The sequence below is a fragment of the Bradyrhizobium sp. KBS0727 genome, assembly GCF_005937885.2.
Taxonomy (GTDB): domain Bacteria; phylum Pseudomonadota; class Alphaproteobacteria; order Rhizobiales; family Xanthobacteraceae; genus Bradyrhizobium.
This window is the reverse complement of sequence record NZ_CP042176.1, coordinates 5,819,832-5,834,918: the sequence shown is the minus strand read 5'-3', so window position 1 is coordinate 5,834,918 and position 15,087 is coordinate 5,819,832. Positions and strand designations below refer to the sequence as shown.

Annotated in this window: 14 protein-coding genes; 12 read left to right on the top strand and 2 right to left on the bottom strand. The window is 58.4% G+C overall.

Going from position 1 to position 15,087, the window contains the following annotated elements:
- Positions 1-20 precede the first annotated feature (20 nt).
- The 3 genes from FFI89_RS27400 to FFI89_RS27390 are packed head-to-tail and all read left to right on the top strand — an operon-like array spanning position 21 to position 3,743.
- Entirely contained in the window at positions 21-1,586 is a 1,566-nt protein-coding gene (locus tag FFI89_RS27400) for an aldehyde dehydrogenase family protein (RefSeq protein WP_246669271.1), read from the top strand.
- On the top strand, positions 1,583-2,953 hold the full coding sequence (locus tag FFI89_RS27395; protein WP_168213064.1) for an MFS transporter: 1,371 nt from the start codon (positions 1,583-1,585) through the stop codon (positions 2,951-2,953). Before FFI89_RS27400 ends, FFI89_RS27395 begins: the two co-directional genes overlap by 4 nt.
- A 55-nt stretch (positions 2,954-3,008) precedes the next feature.
- Positions 3,009-3,743, top strand: a complete 735-nt coding sequence (locus tag FFI89_RS27390) for a class II aldolase/adducin family protein (RefSeq protein ID WP_138830648.1) — start codon at positions 3,009-3,011, stop codon at positions 3,741-3,743.
- 217 nt (positions 3,744-3,960) lie between these two features.
- Here FFI89_RS27390 and FFI89_RS27385 read toward each other — a convergent pair whose 3' ends face one another.
- Complete coding sequence (locus FFI89_RS27385; RefSeq protein ID WP_210249033.1) at positions 3,961-4,335, bottom strand: hypothetical protein; 375 nt, start codon at positions 4,333-4,335, stop codon at positions 3,961-3,963.
- A gap of 43 nt (positions 4,336-4,378) precedes the next feature.
- On the opposite strand from FFI89_RS27385, the gene FFI89_RS27380 reads away from it, so the two are divergent.
- Entirely contained in the window at positions 4,379-5,155 is a 777-nt protein-coding gene (locus tag FFI89_RS27380) for an IclR family transcriptional regulator (protein WP_168213063.1), read from the top strand.
- Positions 5,156-5,168: 13 nt separating this feature from the next.
- Here the strand turns inward: FFI89_RS27380 and FFI89_RS27375 are convergent.
- Positions 5,169-5,932 (bottom strand): IS5 family transposase gene (locus FFI89_RS27375; RefSeq protein WP_246669270.1). Its coding sequence is split into 2 segments (ribosomal slippage): positions 5,169-5,902 and positions 5,902-5,932, totalling 765 coding nucleotides; the frame shifts between segments, so codons are not numbered across the junction.
- 244 nt (positions 5,933-6,176) lie between these two features.
- On the opposite strand from FFI89_RS27375, the gene FFI89_RS27370 reads away from it, so the two are divergent.
- The 8 genes from FFI89_RS27370 (at position 6,177) to FFI89_RS27335 (ending at position 15,051) form a co-directional block, all read left to right on the top strand.
- Complete coding sequence (locus FFI89_RS27370; RefSeq protein WP_138830645.1) at positions 6,177-6,941, top strand: substrate-binding domain-containing protein; 765 nt, start codon at positions 6,177-6,179, stop codon at positions 6,939-6,941.
- 768 nt (positions 6,942-7,709) lie between these two features.
- Positions 7,710-8,429 carry an alpha/beta fold hydrolase gene (locus FFI89_RS27365; protein WP_246669269.1) on the top strand — a complete coding sequence of 240 codons (720 nt, stop codon included), beginning with the start codon at positions 7,710-7,712 and terminating at the stop codon, positions 8,427-8,429.
- A complete protein-coding gene (locus FFI89_RS27360) occupies positions 8,426-8,890 on the top strand; it encodes a CoxG family protein (RefSeq protein WP_138830643.1) in 465 nt (154 codons plus the stop codon). The genes FFI89_RS27365 and FFI89_RS27360 overlap by 4 nt, the downstream gene beginning before the upstream one ends.
- On the top strand, positions 8,887-9,753 hold the full coding sequence (locus FFI89_RS27355) for a xanthine dehydrogenase family protein subunit M (RefSeq protein ID WP_138830642.1): 867 nt from the start codon (positions 8,887-8,889) through the stop codon (positions 9,751-9,753). Before FFI89_RS27360 ends, FFI89_RS27355 begins: the two co-directional genes overlap by 4 nt.
- Entirely contained in the window at positions 9,750-12,038 is a 2,289-nt protein-coding gene (locus FFI89_RS27350) for a xanthine dehydrogenase family protein molybdopterin-binding subunit (RefSeq protein ID WP_210249032.1), read from the top strand. The genes FFI89_RS27355 and FFI89_RS27350 overlap by 4 nt, the downstream gene beginning before the upstream one ends.
- Before the next feature lies 1 nt (position 12,039).
- Positions 12,040-12,519, top strand: a complete 480-nt coding sequence (locus tag FFI89_RS27345; RefSeq protein ID WP_138830641.1) for a (2Fe-2S)-binding protein — start codon at positions 12,040-12,042, stop codon at positions 12,517-12,519.
- A gap of 475 nt (positions 12,520-12,994) precedes the next feature.
- Positions 12,995-14,095 carry an amidohydrolase family protein gene (locus tag FFI89_RS27340; RefSeq protein WP_138830640.1) on the top strand — a complete coding sequence of 367 codons (1,101 nt, stop codon included), beginning with the start codon at positions 12,995-12,997 and terminating at the stop codon, positions 14,093-14,095.
- 41 nt (positions 14,096-14,136) lie between these two features.
- Positions 14,137-15,051, top strand: a complete 915-nt coding sequence (locus FFI89_RS27335; RefSeq protein WP_168213062.1) for a cytochrome c — start codon at positions 14,137-14,139, stop codon at positions 15,049-15,051.
- Positions 15,052-15,087 lie beyond the last annotated feature (36 nt).

Below are 15,087 nucleotides of genomic sequence, written 5' to 3'. Positions count from 1 at the left end.
AAACAGCCCCTGAGGGAGCCATGAAACAAGAAATGATCGAGCAACTCATCCGGGACGATGCATCAGTTCGCGATGACGGGTCCAGCGAAGTCGGATTTCGACTGAAGCTCGAAGGAGGTGGAGTCGCGCAGCCGGGGCGTGGCGACATCTTTTATGGTGGTGGTTGGCATGCTCCGTTCGCATCAGGATACGATAGCATAACTAGCCCAGCGACTGGCCAAAAACTGGCCGATGTAGCTTCATGCTCCCGCGACGATGTAGAGGCGGCGATCGTAGCCGCGCGCCATGGGTTTCAAGTATGGCGGGATGTGGCGCCAGCTGAGCGGGCACGCATTCTTCGACAAATTGCAAACGTAATCCGCGTTCACGCCGATGAATTTTCCATGATTGACGCGCTCGATGGTGGCAATCCGGTGCGTGAAATGGCGCGCGACGCAGCCTTCGCCGCTGATACCTTTGACTTCTTCGCAGGGCTCGTCACGGAGATGAAGGGCGACTCTATCCCTATGGGACGTGACGACATCAACTTCACACTGCGTGAACCGCTTGGCGTCGTGGCTCGCATTGTAGCATTTAACCACCCGTTCATGTTTCTAGCTTCCAAGGCCGCGGCACCCTTGGCGGCCGGCAACGCGGTGATCATGAAACCACCGGTTCAGGCACCGCTCAGCGCGTTGCGCTTCGCCCAGTTGGTCGGGCACTTGCTGCCGGATGGGGTGTTGGGCGTCCTTCCTGGTGGCCAGGAAGTGGGGGAGGTGCTTTCGACCGACGCGCGCGTCGATGCCGTAACACTGATCGGTAGTGTTTCCACGGGGCGCAAGGTCATGAAGGCTGCCGCCGCTACATTGAAGCCCGTCCTTCTGGAGCTAGGCGGCAAGAACGCGCTGATCGCTTATTCCGATGTGGATCCAGCAGAAGTGGCCGCGGCCGTCGTGGCCGGCATGAATTTCACCTGGTGTGGCCAATCCTGTGGTTCAACGAGCCGTGCCTTTCTGCACGCCGACATACACGACGCCGTCATTGCGCACGTTAAGGATCTAGTCACTCGTTTCGTTCCGGGAATTCCAACCGATCCTGCGACGACGATGGGTGCCATCATCAGCAAGGCGCAGCATGAAAGCATCCTGCGCTATATCGAAATCGGCCGTAGCGAGGGCGCTAGGCTCATCTGCGGTGGCCGTGTTCCAAGCTCGCCGGAATTGGCAAACGGCAATTTCATCGAGCCGACCGTCTTTGCCGGCGTGACGCCAAAAATGCGTATCGCTTCTGAAGAAATATTCGGTCCGGTACTCTCCATCCTCAAATGGAATGACCCTGAAAACATGCTTCGTGACGTCAACGGCGTGGAATATGGATTGACCTGCTCCATTTGGACTAACGATCTGGAGACCGCTCACCGCACCGCGCAACGAGTTGAGGCCGGCTACGTTTGGATTAACGATACAAGCAAGCATTTCCTGGGCGCTCCGTTCGGCGGCTTTAAGCAGTCTGGAATTGGTCGCGAAGAATGCCTCAGCGAGTTGCTCGCCTTCACGCGCGAGAAGAACATTCACATCACGTTACGGCGGCGAGGAATATGGTCATGATGCTTGTGTCCGCGAAGCAAGATCGAGAAGGCGAGTCCGATCTACATCCAACCGTCGATGTGGGCGATGTCATAGATCGGCGGTTGTCGCGCTATCAGCTTGGAGTCTTCTTCCTATGCGCGATGGTGGTGGTGCTGGACGGTATCGACACGCAAGTACTTGGCATCGGGGCGCCGCTGATCGTTAAAGAACTCGCAATCGCTCCCGCTCTTTTCGGTTGGCTGTTTTCTGCCGCTACAATTGGCGCGGTGATCGGCGCCGTCATATGCGGCGTGCTGGCCGATCGAGTTGGGCGCAAGCGCGTATTGATCCTGGCTACCGGCATATTCGGCCTGGCGACACTGGCGACGGGGTTGGCCGGGAGTTTCACGGACCTTGTCGTCTGGCGATTCGTGACTGGGGTTGGGTTGGGCGGGGCAGTCCCCTGCTTCGTGGCGCTCACCTCCGAATATGCACCCGCGCGGTGGCGGGCAAGAATCGTGACTTTGATGTGGGCTTCCTTTCCGCTCGGTGCCTCGGCCGGCGCTTTCATCAACAGCTACATCGTCACTTATCTAGGATGGCGCCCCCTATTTTTCCTGTGGGGCGCGATGCCGCTTGTCGCCGCGCTGATTCTCATGGTCGCGCTGCCCGAGTCGGTGCGGTTCCTGGTCGCCCGGGGCGGTCGTGCGGATCGAGTGCGACGCATCGTGAACCGAATTGATCCAGGTTCCGCATCTGCAACGACGGTATTTGTTGCACGAGCGGATAGCAACGTGGAGGGCAAGGAGGACGGTACACCAATCGACTTGTTTCGGCAGCGTTTCGCTGTCCCGAGCTGGTCCCTTGCGGTGATTTCATTCATGACATTTGGGACGCTCACACTGCTCGCGACGTGGACACCGACATTGCTTGCAGCCCAAGGAGCGCCGCCGTCGGCGGGCGCGATCACCGTCTCTGTCTACGGGCTCGGCTCTTTCTTGGGGACCAGCGCGGCGGGACTCCTGTTCTCCCGGTTCAGCATTGTCCGCACAACACTACCGGCAGTCCTGGGTGCCTGCCTGGCCATTGCCTCAATAGGTCTGGTCGCCCCGGCTCCCGTCCCGGTTAACATCGTCTACGTTCTCGTTGGGCTTTTCCTGGGCGCCTGTTCGTCGGGGGCCGTAGCCCTCGCCGCCATAGTCTATCCCACCACGCTTCGGTCGACTGGGATCGGTTGGGTTATGGGATCAGGGCGGGCAGGCGCCGTCGCGGGTCCGCTGATCGTCGGCATGATGATCGCTGGAGGCTGGCCACTGTCGCGAATGATGCTCGCCGTCGGCCTTTCGATGACCGTCCTGGTGCCTGCGCTGCTTCTACTTTCCCGCGGGCGGCTGCGAGGCGACTAAGAATATCGCGGGAGACACGCCGCGTCGCGCGGTGATTAGCAGAAGAAAGCGTAACATGACCATTTTGTCCCCCCTAGACCAAGAGTTGGCGCAGGTGCAGCTCGATATCGTGGACGGCTCCCACATACTTGTCCAGCATGGAGTGCTAGACGCGTTTGGCCACGTCAGCGCCCGCCATCCACATTCTGCCGATCGTTTCCTGTTGTCGCGGCGACTGGCACCGGCGCTGATTACCCAATCTGACATCCGCGAATTTGGATTGAATGGCGAACTCGTCCACCAGGACGGTACGCCGACTTTTCTCGAACGCTACATTCACAGTGCTATCTATCGAGCCCGGCCTGACGTCCAAGCGATTGTGCATAGCCATGCCCCGTCGAGCCTGGCTTTCAGTGTTGTTCCGAGTAGGCCATTGCGACCCATCTGCCATGTCTGTGGGTTCCTTGGCGGTGGTGTTCCATTATTCGAGATTCGCGACGTCGCCGGTGATGCGACTGATCTGCTAATCTCCAATGCCGCGCTCGGAGACGCGCTCGCTACCAGACTGGGACAGTCCAATCTCGTGCTCATGCGTGGTCACGGATCCACCGTCGTGGCGGACACGGTGCGGCGGGCTGTTTACCGCGCGGTGCTGACCGAGACTAACGCGCGTGTTCAGGCGAATGCGCACTCACTCGGGGAAGCCAATTTCCTTACGGACGCTGAAGCCGAAGCCGCCGAAAAGACCGCGCCCCTGCAAGTCGAGCGGACGTGGGAGGTATGGCGGGCAGCCGTCACCGACGGCTGCTAACTGGGGGATACTCTGTTACCCGACAGGTCTCGCCTCCGAAAGGCCGAAGACCAGGACGATCGCGGCGGAGGGCTAGAAGTCGACCTAAGTGGCTGTCGGTTCCCCTGAGGCGACATCCCGACCGGCTGCCGGCGCATCATTGGGAGCTGGCCGATTGACGATGAGCGAACAAGGCTCGACGCCCTCGACGCGACTATGCGCAGCAGAAAGCCGACTATCAGAATATCGACGAGATCGAGATTTGAAACGGCGCCACCCAACGCTCTTTCATAACCGCCTGTGATTTCCCCGCATCGGCGTCTTCATCGGCATCGACGCCGATGGCCGCTGAACCGACGCGCATCGATGTGGACAACTCTGCACGATCGGCGCGGGTCCGGCGGGTATTGAGGTCTCCCATCTCCTGCGCTTGGAGGATATAGAGGCGATCCTTATCAAGGGCCAGCTGGGCTATTGATCGCCCACATTCGTGCGGGTTTGCTCGAAAGTCGTGCGATAGACTTGCCGCGGCGAGCGGCGGCGGCACGATGGGCATCAAGATAAGCATCAATATGGAGGGCTCATCAACTTGCATCGAAATGAGTAATTCCATAATAGTAAATGTGTTGCCTGGATAGAACTCGGGAGCCTTGGCCTTGGCGCGTGTTCAAGTCGGAATTCAGTCGGTGGAGGTCGGTTTTCCTCTTCTCGAAGTTTTGAGTGTGGCGCCTGGACCTATGCCGCTATCGCAGCTTGCTCAAGCCGCTCACTTGTCACCGAGTAAAGCCCATCGCTACCTCGTTAGTTATATTCGAATCGGATTGGTCGAACAAAATCCATTGACGCATCTGTATGATCTGGGAGGGAGATCGCTCGCGCTGGGTCTCGCAGCCATGCGCAGGCTCGACGTTTTGACATGCGCTGAACCGATTATGACCGAGGTTCGGAGTGAGTTGGATGAATGCGTGAGTTTGGCAGTTTGGGCGAGCCAAGGACCAACAATCGTGCGCTTCCTGGAAAACTCTCGACCAGTAAATGTCAATGTTCGCGTCGGTTCTCGAATGCCGTTGCTCACGTCTGCGCTTGGTCGAGTTTTCCTTGCTTGGAAGGAAGGGCCGGAAATCAGCAGTCTCGTAAAAACAGAGCTTGGTACTGAGCCAACGCGGCGTGCCGGACTGCGAACCCAAAAAGATGTTGAAGCCCTGCGCCGATCAATTCGCAAACTTGGCTCCGCGAACGTCGTGGCGGCCATGTTTCCCGGCGTTAGTGCGGTCGCGGTTCCAATCTTTGATCATACGGGTCAATTGCGCGCCGCAGTATCTGTGGTGGGACCACGCGAAATGATTGATGTGTCCGAAGGCTCAGCCATACCGGCAGCCATGCGAAAGGCTGCGCGTGCGATCTCGGCGCGATTGGGCGCCGATCCGACGTAATCGGCGGACCGAACTAGGGCGCGGACTCATAACGCGGGGCCAGCCATAGGCGGATAGATGCGAGTCGAACGAAGGCAAGGTAGTTTCCTGCAAGCCTGTCGTAGCGCGTCGCCACCCGACGGCACTGCTTGATCCTGTTGAAGAACCGTTCGACGAGGTTGCGAGCGCGATAGAGGTACGGGCTAAAGCAGATCGGATCGCTGCGATTGCTTTTTGGCGGGATGTTGGCCCACGCGCCCTTCTTCATGGCAAGCTCCCTAATCCAGTCGGCGTCATAGCCACGGTCGGCAAGCAGCATTGATCCGGATTTGAGACGAGACAACAGTTTTCCGGCAAGTCGAACGTCGTGCGCCTCGCCGGGGCTCAACGCAAGCCGTATCGGTAGACCATTGCTATCAACCACCGCGTGGATTTTGCTTGTAAGACCGCCGCGTGACCTTCCCATCGATTGGCGCTGGTTCCTTGTGATACAGGCCCCATGTTGATGGACGCGAACAATGGACGTATCGATCATCTGCACGGCAGCATCATGGGCACCAGCCAGTACGCTCATGAGCTTGGCCCACACGCCCGCCCGTCGCCAGCGAACGAACCGATTGTAGCAGGTCGTGTACGGACCGAAGCTCTCCGGCAGGTCGCGCCACGGTGCCCCGGATCGCAAGACCCAGAAGATGCCATTGAGGACACGACGGTCATTTACTCGTGGCACGCCGCGCGACTTATTCGGCAGCATCGGCTTAATGGAAACCACTCATAGTCCGTGAGTTCGTAGCGCATGATTCGACCCCTTCCGATGGATGGCTTGAATCATGGCTCGGCTGGCAGGCTCAACTGTCGCTATGCACCCGAAAGCGGACCTATTATGCTCACCTTGAGTTTGTCGTTCATGACCCAACTGAGACATGGGGCGTAGCCGTCGTCTATCTTGCAGAAATGCCGAGAAACGTGAATATTCATGCTGGTTCGCGGGTCATCGGTAAGGTCCCGTAATAGAGCGCCGCAATCAATGAGGTGTTTTGTCATGAAGAAGTATTCGCTTCCAGTGGCCGCCTCAGTGCTAGGTCTGGCGCTTGTGCTGTCGCTGTCCGCCGACGTGCAGGCTGCTGAACTCAGGCTTCTGGCGGGTGGAGCAATGTCAGGCGTTTGGGCAGATATCAAACCGCAGTTCGAGCAAGCCTCTGGTCACAGGCTTGAGATTTTCTTTGGCACAACTCCGAACCTCATAAAGGAGGCTACGTCGAGCAAGCCGTTCGATGTTGGCGTTGTACCTGTCGAGGTTATGCAGGACGCGTCAGCCCGAGCTAAATTCGTGGCAGGTCCGACAATCGATATTGCCCACGTTGGCCTCGGCGTTGCTGTGCGCTCGGGTGCCCTCAAGCCCGACATCAGCACGCCCGAAGCGCTGAAGCAGACGCTGCTCAAGGCGCAGTCCATTGCCTCGATCCCGGAGAGCGCCACCGGTTATTCAATCGCAAAGGTATTTGATCGCCTTGGAATCACCGAGCCGATGAAGGCGAAGATGAGGGCGCAGCCCAACCCTGCGCAGGTCGTCGCGGTGGTTGCCAAGGGTGAAGTCGAATTGGGCATATTCCTTATCAACGTTCTCACCACTCCCGGTTTGGAAGTCGTCGGGCCATTTCCGGCCGAACTGCAACAAAACGTGGTGTTTACGGCGGCGGTGGGATCGGAAACCAAAGAAGCCACCGCTGCCAAGGCCCTCATTGAATACCTCAAAGGTCCGGCGGCAGTTGCAATCATCAAATCGAAGGGCATGAATCCCAGCTGATCCGACGGATCAACCGCGCCGTAGACGTTTCCGCGCTCTGGTCGCACGTGATCATCAGCGGTGCCGCCGAGTGTTCGCCACAGCCGGGTTATGGCCCTTCTCGGAAGTCTGACAACGTCCGCTTTCGCGCCGCTGTTGGAGGACAAGCGGACATCACGCGCGCCTACTCTTAGCAGCAGATTTTATGAGTACGCACCCTAATTGACTGAGCGCCTTCAATATCCGACGACATTCTCTCAAAAATGAATGCTTTCTAGAAGAGGGGCGCAAGCCTTGCCAAGCGCAAGGCTGGATCCGGCTGTGCTTTGAAGCGGTGAAGATATGCGCATCGATTTCGGCTATGTTCGCTCTCTCGCGCGGAGCGACGTGAAACGCACGCCCTCATGACGGCTTGTTGAGAAGGTGAGTGATCGGGCGCCCTGTCATCTGACCACTGCAGAACCAGCGGTGGGTGAGATTGATATGTCCGGCCGTGACTTCCAATGAACAGCGCGTCGACAGGTCGGCGTTTTGATCTCAATCTAACATCTTTAGAGCGTTATTAGCGTTTCTAATGTGTTGGTTAGAATTTGTCGATTGAGTCGTTACCCGCGATCCGCCAAAAGCGGAATACGTCGCAGAGTATATAAGTTTGCGACGCCTATCCTGTTCAGATCGGATCAACCGTTGAGCACTCCAACTCCACATCGGGCATCCCTCGTCGTTCGTGACGGAACTTCGATTTCTTACGCTGTGGCCGGTACGAGTGGCCGTCGCCGTGTCGCGCTGGTGCATTCGCTGGCGCTGGACGGTGAATTCTGGCGGCCGGTCGCCGAGATTTTGTCCAAGCAAGCGGCGGTACTGATGATCGATTGTCGCGGTCACGGCGCATCGGACAAACCGCCTGGTCCCTACTCCGTCGAACAATTCGCTGACGATCTCGCCGATGTCCTGCGCGGGATTGACTGGCCGTCGGCTGTCATCGGCGGCGCATCAATGGGTGGATCCGTCGCTATCGCATTCGCCGCTCGCAACGCCGCGAAGACAACCGGATTGGGGTTGTTCGATACGACGGCGTGGTATGGAGTCGACGCGCCGAGGCAGTGGGAGGAGCGCGCGCAGCGCGGCATCGCCGACGGCATGGCGAGCCTGGTCGAGTTTCAGAAGACCCGCTGGTTCGGCGACGGTTTCAGGACGCGTAATCCTGGCGTCGTCGATAGAACGGTCGCGACTTTTATCAAGACTGATCCCAATGCGTATGCTGAGACCTGCCGCATGATGGGCGCATTCGATCTCCGACCGAAACTTGGCACCCTCGGGATGCCAACGCGCATAGCCGTAGGCGAACAGGATTATGCAACGCCGATCGAAATGGCCAAAGCGCTGAACGCAGGAATCACCGGATCGGAACTGAACATTATCTCCGGCGGCCGTCATTTGACGCCGCTCGAGTTTCCGGAGCGCATTGCCGCGGAGATCGATTTCCTGCTGGAAAAGGGCATAGGATGAAGTTTACCGGAAAAATTGAAGTTATGGCGCCACGCGCAGCAGTGTTTGCCAAGCTGCGCGACGCGCATTTCTTTGCGTCCTGCGTTGATGGCGTTCAAGATCTAGTTGAACTCGACGACCGCCACTACACCGCTACGCTCGAGACGCGGGTAGCCTATATCAAGTTCAAATTCGTCGTTTCCGTGGAAATCGTAGAGCTAGACGAACCCGCCCGCGTGGTTGCCAGAGTAGAGGGTACGCCGACGGGCATGGTCGGCCGCCTTACCGCGACCTCTGCTGCCAATCTCGAAGCCGTGGGAAACGGCACGATCGTGCACTACGAACTGGACGTGGCTTTGACAGGCAAGCTTGGCAGTCTCGGCCAGCCTGTCCTCAAATCGAAGGCCAAGGAAATGGAGCGTCAGTTTGCATCTCGCATCCAGGCCAAATTCCAGGTCACGAACGCCAGGAGCGAAACATGATATCGTTCGAATTGGCGGAGCCGAAGACGTTAAGAGAAGCGATCGCTCTTCTTGATGCGGAAGACCCGGAAGTTCGGCCGATTTCGGGCGGTACCGCCTTGATGCTGATGATGAAGTCCGGCGTATTCCGTCCAAGCCGCCTCGTTAGCCTGCAAAAGGTCGAATCGGAATATTCACGCATCGAGCGCGGCGCGAATGGGAGTCTGCGGATCGGCGCACTCGCCAATTTGTCGCAGATCGAGCGCTCCGACGAGGTCCGCCGCGTGGCGCCCGTCATTGAAAAGACAATGCGTCACTTGTCGAATGTGCGCGTGCGAAATGTTGCGCGGCTCGGCGGCAATTTGGCGCACGGTGATCCGCATATGGATCTGCCGCCCGTGCTGTCGTCGTTGGGCGCGAAGGCGATCATCGTCGGCCCGTCCGGTCAGCGCGAGATCATGATCGAAGATCTGTTCAGCGGCTATTATGAGACCGTCCTGGACCGCGACGAGCTCATCACGTTCGTCGATGTGCCGCCCCAGGCCGGATGGTCATCAGCGTATATCAAATGCACGACTCGGTCGGTCGACGATTGGCCTGCGCTCGGTATCGCCTGCTCACTTCGCATCGAGGGCGAGATCATCGGCGACGTCAGGCTCATGATCAGTGCAGCGACGGAAAAATTGACGCGCCTCGCTTCGACCGAGAAGGTCTTGCGCGGTCAACGGGTCAACCAGGCCACATTCGAGCGTGCAGCAGAGTCCGCCTTGACCGAAGCCCAAGTGATCGGGGATTCCCGCGGTTCGGCCGCTTACAAATCGGAATTGGTGCGGGTGTATGTGCGACGTGCTTTGCAGCAGGTCGCAGCGGGAGTAGCCCAGTGATCCATAAGCCGATGCCAGCAGGGCAGGTGGGACGCTCACTCCCGCGGCTCGAAGCCCGTCAAAAAGTCACCGGACGCGCAGACTACGTTCACAACATGCGCGTACCGGGCATGCTGGTTGCAAAGGTTGCGCGGAGCTCCATGGCGCATGGCCGCATCGTCAGTATCGACGTGAGTGCCGCGCGACAAGTCGACGGTGTGTTTGCGGTATATACCGGCGAGGACATTCAAAGGATCATACCGGAGCCGTATTACGGTCCCGCGTTCCACGATCAACCGATTTTGGCGCTTGGGAAGGTACGGTATGTCGGTGAACCAGTTGCTGTCGCGCTTGCGCTGGACCCGCATGTCGCGGAGCGGGCGGCGCAACTTGTCGAAGTTGAATACGAGGAATTCCCTGCGGTCTTCGATGAAGTCGAAGCGATGGATACGAAGGCTATTGTTCACGACGTGTTAAAGCCGGCAGGTACGTTTCCGGACCTCAAGCATCTGCACGGCAAGAAAAACACGAACATCGCACTCGATTTTCACCTCAAGCGTGGTGACGTGGAGAAGGCATTTGCAGACGCGGCGCATGTGTTCGAGCATGAATTCCGTACCCAGCCGGTCATGCATACGCCGCTCGAGCCGATGGTCTCGCTGGCAGAACCGACGCCGCACGGCCTGACCATCCATACTGCTTCGCAGAGTCCTTCGTTTGTTCGTATCGAGATCGCTCGACTGCTCGGATGGCCTGAGAACAAGGTGCAGGTCAAGGTGCCGCATCTCGGCGGCGGCTTCGGCGCCAAGCTCTATATCAAGCTAGAGGCGTTGGTTACTGCGCTTGCACTTCTCGCGAAGCGGCCGGTCAAGCTGTCGCTGACGATGGAAGAGCAATTCTACACCATCACCAAACATGCGACGACCCTCAAGATCAAAAGTGCTGTCGACGGAGCCGGGCAGGTGACAGGTCGTCGGTGCACCGTCTACTGGAACGGAGGTGCCTATGCCGATATTGGGCCACGGGTCACCCAGAAATCGGGCTTCACCGCTCCTGGTCCCTACGACATCGAGAACGTCGCGATCGATTCCTACGCGCTCTATACGAATCGTCCGCCGGCTGGCGCTTTGCGTGGCTTCGGCATCCCGCAGCTCGTCTGGGCTTATGAAAGCCATACCGATCTGATCGCGCGCGCGTTGAACATCGACCCGGTGGAATTCCGCCGCAAGAACATCTTGCGCGAAGGACTCCCCCAGGCGACCGGCACCATAATGAAGGACGCCGCTATCGACCTGGTTTTGGAGAAAGTCGCCGAACGGATGAACTGGTCGGCGCCGTTCGACCGCGGCAACGGAACAGTGCGCCGTGGCCGTGGGGTGGGGATTGGATTCAAGGCCTCGATCTCACCGACGACGTCGGTCGCTTTCGTCAATATCTATGCTGACGGCAGTTGTGCGCTTCATATGAGCACCGTGGATATGGGACAGGGGTCCGACACGGCGATGGCCCAAATCGTTGCCGAGGTGCTGCGGGTACAGGCTGAGACCATTAGGGTGATCCATCCGGACACCGATGTGACGCCCTACGATATGGCGACGCTCGGTTCGCGCTCGACTTACCATATGGGCAACGCGGTCAAGCTGGCGGCCGAGGATGCAAAGCAGAAGCTGGAAGCACTGGCGCGGAGCGTCGGGGTGCCGGAAGGCGCAAATCTAGAGACCCGAGAGATATTCAAGAAGAAGTACGGGATGCAGGCCGGCAACGTGATGGGCGTCGGCAGCTATATTCCGACCTACCAATCGCCCGACCCCGCGACGGGAATGTCCGACAACATCACGCCATTCTGGATGGTGGGTGGCACCGGCGTCGAGATCGAGGTCGATACCGAGACCGGACATGTTAGACTGACGAAGCTCATCAATGCCGCAGACATGGGCCGGCCGCTCAATCCCCGGATCGTGGAAACGCAATTGTCCGGCGCGGCAATCATGCAGCTTGGTTTCACCATGTTTGAGAACATGGAGTTCGACGCGGGCCAGGTCACGAATGCATCTTTCGCCGACTATAAGATACCCGGCATTCACGACATTCCATCCGATATCGAAAACCACATCGTCGCGGCCAACCAGAGCGGTGGGCCGTTCGGCGCCAAGGGCGTCGGAGAAAGTGCGACATTCGGCGTTTCGCCAGCGATCGCCAACGCGATTCACGATGCGGTCGGCATTCGCCTGACCGACCTGCCGCTGAGCGCGGAAAGCGTGTTGAGGGGAATCCGCCTCAAGGCCGGAAACCCGATCGGAGATTGAGATGAATCAGCACGCCAAGTCGATCAGCTTTGTACTGAATGGAAGCAAGGCCGAAATGCTCGTTCAGACCCATGAAAACCTTGTCGAGTTGTTGAACAGGCTGGATCTCCACGGCGCCCGCGAAAGCTGCGGCCAGGGTCTGTGTGGCTGCTGTACCGTGATCGTCGATGATATCGCGGTCTCAGGTTGCCTGTGCCCTGCTGCATTCATTGACGGCAAGTCCGTTGAGACGATTGAGAACCTCGATCGCGACGGTCGTTTGAGCCTGGTGCAACAGGCGTATATCGACGAAGGCGCGTTCCAATGCGGCTTCTGCACGTCGGGCTTTATTTTGATGACGCACAAGCTGCTGGAAGAAAATCCGATGCCGACGGATGAAGAAATCAGGAACTATCTGGCGGGAAATCTGTGCCGATGTGCGGCTTATCCGGAGATCATCAGCGCTGTAAAAAGCGCAGCACGAAAGATGGCGCGATCCTAAGCAAGATTAAGAGGCGAAGTTGAAGAAGTCATTCGCTCCCACGATGATCGTTAGAATATCCAATTCTCGAAGTGCGTTTTTTTGATTGTGCTTCGGGGCTGGCGGATTGAAGAGCAGGCGGCCGACCGTTCCCTAAAAGCCGAACGTCCGAGCCGAAAAAGATCAGATCGCAGGCAAAGGAATACATTTCTGGGGGAGGCGCTTGAATTGCCCGGCCAGCGACGCGAATGCCAATGATGGCTCGGGACTATCTTTCTGTTCGAACGACGAACTGGCGTGCGCTCGGCTTGCGCTCGTCCATTCGTTCGAAGGGCCGTAGCTTCTTCCAGCGATCGATGTCGTTGAGGGACAGCGCTGCGGCGTTCCCCGGGGACGTAGTGCAGCCCAGGAAGCAACGGGAGCGCTATGACACGACAGCAGCATTTCGTAGGCGTCTCGGACCAGTCCAATCATAAAATCGAACGGGAAAACGATTATGAGTAGCTTGCTGACTCCGCGATGCGATTGCTGTGGCCCGCAATCGGTGCCGGCGCCGGCGGACCGGTCGCGTCGTGCATTCCTCACTAAGGCGAGCGCTGCGCTTGGGACTGCTGTCCTGGGCGGCTCGGGCATCCGCTTCATCTCCAAGGCCGACGCCCAAGGCGTTGCCCCGCCCATTGACGTGCACCATCACGTTGCTCCGCCAATCTGGGTCGAGGCGCTGAAGAAGGCGGGCTTGGGCGACCCCCTTGTCAACAACTGGACGATCCAGAAGTCACTTGACGACATGGACAAAGGGGGCGTTGCAACCGCGATAACGTCGCCGACAACTCCGCAGGTTGGCTTCCTCGGTAGAGAAGAAGCCGCGCGCGTCGCGCGCGGGTCAAACGAATACGCAAAGACACTGGCGATTGATCATCCCGGGCGGTTTGGCTTCTTCGCGATGCTGCCGCTGCATCATATAGACGAGAGTCTGAAAGAAATTGAATACGCGTTCGACGTCCTGAAGGCCGATGGCATCGGCGTGATGACGAGCTACGGCGACAAATGGCTTGGTTATTCGCATTTCGCCCCGATCTGGGAGGAACTGAATCGGCGCAAGGCGACCGTATACACCCACCCGACCGGGGCCAATTGCTGCGTCAATCTGGTCCAAGGCCTGCCCGACGCGACTGTCGAATTCGGCACTGATACCACCCGCACGATCGCCAGCCTGATCTTCAGCGGCACCTCGCAGCGCTACCAGGACATTAATTTTATCTTCTCGCATGGTGGCGGCGTCCTGACCGCCATCGCCGAGCGGCTTCAGGTCCAGATGGTGACGACCCAGCCCTACAAGGACAGGTTCACCCGCGAGGCGGTCGACAAGGAATTACAACGTTTCTACTATGACACCGCCCAGATCGCCCGCGCAGTGACGATCGGCGCATTGGTCAAACTCGTTCCGGTGTCGCAAGTGGTGTTCGGTAGCGATTTTCCGTACCGCACGTCCGAGGACCATGTGAAAAGCCTCGCGACCGCGTTCAGCGCGGCGGATCTCAAGCTGATCGAGCGCGAGAACGTGCTGCGAATTCTCCCCAACTGGCGCAAGGCGTGACGATTGTGATGCCACGGGCACATCTATCCGAGGGGGCGACCATGCGAGTCAAAATCAGCGCAACTATCGGCATTGGAGCGTTAATCTTTGCCTTGCCGGCCAGTGCCCAGAGTCGGTCTGCTAACGTCGAGCATCAGAAGGCGCAGGTGGCGCGCGGCGAATATCTGGTCAAGGGCCCAGCTCTATGCGGCAATTGCCACACCGAGCGCGGACCCGATTTGCTGGCCGACATGAGCAAGTTTCTCGCCGGCGGTCAAAAATTCACAAGTCCGGCTTTTGTGACCTATTCGCGCAATCTCACTCCAGACCACGACACCGGCATCGGCAGCTGGACCGATGAGCAGATCATCCGCGCCATGCGCGAAGGCGTCACCAAGGAGGGTAAGACGCTCGGGCCGCCTATGCCGTTCGACATGCTCAACAAGTTGTCAGACGACGATGCCAAAGCGATCGTCGCATATCTGCGCACGATGAAGCCGATACATAATGAAGTGCCTGAACCTAAATACAAGATTCCGCTCAAGCCGAGACCTGCCGCGAAGGGCGAGCCTGCCCCGCCCAAGAGCGACAAGGTCGCCTATGGTCGCTACGTCGTCACCGCGGCGTACTGCCTGGAATGCCATACACCGCAGGTTGGGCCGGAGCGGGACTACGAGCACCAAACTGGCGCCGGCGGCGTTGTGTTTGAATTCGCGGGCGCGCTCGTCAAATCGCGCAATATCACATCCGATATGGAAACCGGAATTGGCAACATGACCGACGAGCAGCTGAAGCGCGCGATCACGAAGGGAATCGATAGAGATGGCAATCAGCTCATCCCGCTCATGCCCTATCACTTCTTGAAGAATTTGACCTCCGAGGATCTAGACGCCGTCGTCGCGTATGTCCGCACGCTGCCGCCCGTCAAACGAGCCAATGAGCCAAACCCCACGCTAGAGTCGTTGTTGAAGAAATGATTTTGTCTGATCGTCATAGACCTGACAGCGCCGGAG